Raw genomic sequence first — 3,480 nt, forward strand, 5'->3', positions numbered from 1 at the left:
TGCTCATGCTGAGTTTCCAGCACTAGATTAACTGCCCGTTCACGGACTTCCGGAGAGTAACGTTTGGTCGTTGTCATAGAGACCTCCACTTTTAAAGTATAGACTCTAATTTATCCGGGGTGATTCAGTCCAGAGCTGGACGCAATGTTGTTCTTTGATTCCGACGAGACTCATGGAGCTTACCTACTGATGAACAAGCCTATGCCCAAGGGCCGCCCTAAACTAAACGAAGTATTGCGCTTAGTTGCGCAACTCGGAGGCTTTCTTGCTCGAAAAGGCGACGGTGAGCCAGGCGCAAAAACTATCTGGAAAGGCTTGCAGAAAGTCATGACGGCCGCCGAAACGCTACGCGCGCTCAGGCACGAACAGAATGTGTATAACGAGGTGATCTTCGGTGGCGATGAACTGCATCATCGACACCAGCGCGTTGAAGGTAAACACCAGCGCTATCCCAAAGAGCACCACGCCAGAGGTCGCCACGCGGGTCCAGCGCGTCACGGCATCCAACAACAGCGCCGCCATCAGCGCAAAAATAAACGCGTTAATGGCGATAAACCACGTCTCGGGAAGGCCAGGGACGCCTATCCCCAGGATAATCGCCAGCGCGGCGCCGAACGCCGCCGCCGAGGACACCCCCAGGGTGAAGGGGCTGGCGAGAGGGTTATTCAGGATAGTCTGCATTTCCGCGCCGGCCAGTCCCAGCGACAAGCCCACCGCGACCGCCATCAAGGCGTACGGCAGGCGAATATCCCAAACAATGACCCGCGTCCCCGCATCGGCAAGCTGGGGATGAAACAGCGTGTGCAACAACGCCTCGAGCCCCAGTCCAGACGGGCCCAGCATGAAGTCCACCAGCACGCAGGCGACAATGGCCGCCAGCAACACCGCCAGCAGCGACAGACGCCGGCGCAATAGACGTTGATACTGCCCCATCGCGGCGGCTCGGGGGACGTCATGCGTCGGTTCGGAGGTTATACACATTGCTGTACCTGTAAAACGGGCTACGGGACGACTTTGCCGGCACGGGCCCGTGAGAGTGTGACGCCCGGCGGAGCGCAAACGGCACCGATGCTGGCATGGCAACCCTGCAAGCGTCGGGCAGACCTCAAACGGCACCCGCGCAGGCTTGGCAACCCTGCAAGCGTCGGGCAGACCTCAAACAGCACCCGCGCAGGCTTGGCGACTGCGAAAAGCGGCTGGCAAAGCACAAACGGCACCTAATGCCGGCTTGCCGACCGTGGAAAGTGCCAAGGAGGCTCAGACGACACCTACGCCAGCATCGCGACCTGAAAAATGCTCGACGGGCGGGCCGGCAAAAATAAAGCGCTAACCATAAATCAAATGATAAAGCTTATCAATCCTATTAAGCCTTTACCCATCACCTATTGTCCGACGATATCCGCCAGCCACCCGGCCCGGCGGCGCCCGTCACCACCGCGTGCCGCGCAAAAGCCATCAGCGCGGATCTGTGGTGTCGGGAAACGTCATGTCTTCATAACGGACCCACCGGCTGCCGCGACGCCAGCGGTAGCCCCACCAGATAAGCAAGAACAGCGGAATACCGATATAGGTGGCGATGACGCCATTCCAATCAATCGTCTGCGCCAAGAAAGCCTGATAATTCTGACCCAGCGTAATAAGCAAGCATAAGATAAACGCCAGCACCGGCCCCAGCGGGAACCACCCGGCCCGATAAGGCAGAGCGGCAAGATCGCGCCCTTGCTTCACATAGCCGCGGCGGAACCGGTAGTGACTGACCGCGATGCCCAGCCAGGCGATGAACCCGGTCATGCCTGAGGTGTTCAACAGCCACAGATAAACCTTCTGGTTGGAGTACAGGGAGGAAAGAAAACACAGCGCCGCCACCAGCGTGGTCATGACCAGCGCATAGCGCGGGACGCCGCCCTGCGACAGGCGGGCGAAAATCTTCGGCGCTTTACCCTCCATCGCCAGGGTATACAGCATACGCGTCGAGGCATACATGCCGGAATTACCCGCCGACAAAACCGCCGTAAGGATGACGCTGTTCATCACCGCCGCGGCCGACAGCAGCCCGGCGTTGCGAAACACCAGCGTAAACGGGCTGACGGCGATGTCTTTCACCTCATTGCGCAGCAAGTCGGGGCTGGTATAGGGAATAATCAGGCTGATGATCAGGATAGCCAGCACATAAAACAGCAATATACGCCAGAACACCTGCCGCACCGCCCGCGGGATATTTTTGGCCGGATCCGCCGACTCGCCGGCGGCGATACCGATAAGCTCGGTACCCTGAAAAGAAAAGCCGACAATCATGGCGACGCCTATAATGGAGGCGAAGCCGCCGGCGAAAGGCGCGTCGCCCACCGTCCAATTGTGCCAACCCGCATGCTCGCCGCCGCGCAGGATGCCGACAATCATCAACACCCCCACGCCGATAAACACCACCACGGTGACCACTTTAATAAGCGAAAACCAGTATTCCGCCTCGCCAAAGCCTTTCACCGAAATGACGTTAAGCAGGAACATGATGCCCAAAAACAGCGCACTCCAGATCCAGCCCGGCGTGTCCGGGAACCAGTAATTCATCACCAGCTGCGACGCCACCAGATCCACCGCGATGGTGACCGCCCAGTTGTACCAATAATTCCAGCCGAGGGCGAAGCCGAAACCCTCTTCGACATAACGTGAACCGTAGGTGGCGAACGAGCCGGAAACCGGCATATAGGCCGCCAGTTCGCCAAGGCTGGTCATCAGGAAATACACCATCAGGCCGATCAACACGTACGACAACAGCGCGCCACCCGGCCCGGCCTGTGAGATAGACGCGCCGGAGGCGACAAAGAGGCCGGTACCAATGGAGCCGCCGATGGCGATCATCGTCAAATGGCGTGCTTTTAATTCGCGGCGTAGGCCGCTCTGCGGCGGGGGAGAAGAAGTTTTGTGACACATGGCGTTTGACGGGTCTCTGCAAAAATCGAGGCGGGATTGTAGCAAATCGTTCCCGTCACGCACGCCAAAGCAGTCGAATTATAAGACAGCTTCATAATGAACGGATAATTATAAGCGCAATATGACAAAACCGCCGATTTTAACACCATTCCGCCGCGCTATGGCAGCCGTTTATCGTTACAAGCCGTCCGCTCGGCTATGCTTTTATCGGTAATTAGGGCGTTGATGCTACGCTTAACGAGCATCTTCGCCGGCGTGGTGCTGGCAAAAATCGATAAACCGCTGTAGCGCGTGGGAAAGGTGCTTTTGCCGGTGATGCACCACATACAAGCTACCGTGTTAAGTCAAGAAATTTAGCAGGGTAAAATCAACAGCCCAAAATCAAGGTCAATCCCGGTCTATCAGGGCGGCGCAAGCGCCTTAAGGTCAACAGCAGTCGCAGTTCGCACAGCTCACTGCTCTCAAACACTACGCCGGGCTTCGGCGGTCAACTGTGCAACAATGACCTAATTATGCGGTCTTACATACGCTACGTGCATCAGAAGACCG

The 3,480-nt window shown here is 57.5% G+C and carries 1 protein-coding gene and 2 pseudogenes; 1 reads left to right on the forward strand and 2 read right to left on the reverse strand.

Annotation, left to right across the window (positions count from 1 at the left end; all coding sequences use genetic code 11):
* Positions 1-129: 129 nt before the first annotated feature.
* Positions 130-366 (forward strand): annotated as a pseudogene (locus tag CINSTRO3249_RS14140) (IS4 family transposase); the annotation flags it as partial.
* A gap of 15 nt (positions 367-381) precedes the next feature.
* Here CINSTRO3249_RS14140 and CINSTRO3249_RS14145 read toward each other — a convergent pair.
* Both CINSTRO3249_RS14145 and CINSTRO3249_RS14150 read right to left on the reverse strand, forming a co-directional pair.
* A pseudogene (locus CINSTRO3249_RS14145) lies at positions 382-981 on the reverse strand (iron chelate uptake ABC transporter family permease subunit); the annotation flags it as partial.
* Between the two features lie 474 nt (positions 982-1,455).
* Positions 1,456-2,931, reverse strand: coding sequence for an amino acid permease (locus CINSTRO3249_RS14150; protein ID WP_074013733.1), 1,476 nt, complete (start codon positions 2,929-2,931; stop codon positions 1,456-1,458).
* Positions 2,932-3,480 lie beyond the last annotated feature (549 nt).

The organism is Candidatus Sodalis sp. SoCistrobi, from assembly GCF_900143145.1.
GTDB lineage: Bacteria > Pseudomonadota > Gammaproteobacteria > Enterobacterales > Enterobacteriaceae > SoCistrobi.